This window comes from Rothia sp. HMSC076D04 (assembly GCF_001814645.1).
GTDB classification, from domain to species: domain Bacteria; phylum Actinomycetota; class Actinomycetes; order Actinomycetales; family Micrococcaceae; genus Rothia; species Rothia mucilaginosa.
Window position 1 is genome coordinate 213,497 of sequence record NZ_KV817365.1, and the last position, 284, is coordinate 213,780.

The window sequence follows — 284 nt, forward strand, 5'->3', positions numbered from 1 at the left end:
TATATCAAGGCGAATAATGAAAGATTCTCAACTCTGTCAGAACCGACCGGCGCACACCGATAAGTATATCAAGGCGAATAATGAAAGATTCTCAACAATGGCATGGCAGAGAACAAGAAGAAGATAAGTATATCAAGGCGAATAATGAAAGATTCTCAACGGGGGGGTTGCACAAGGGGGGATGATGATAAGTATATCAAGGCGAATAATGAAAGATTCTCAACTGGCTTCTTCGAGAGAATTTCAGCGCGCTAAGTATATCAAGGCGAATAATGAAAGATTCT

Annotated in this window: 1 CRISPR repeat array. The window is 40.5% G+C overall.

What is annotated here, in order from left to right:
- Positions 1-283: direct repeats of the CRISPR family, unit length 27 nt; unit sequence TATATCAAGGCGAATAATGAAAGATTC.
- The last annotated feature ends 1 nt before the right edge of the window (position 284 follow it).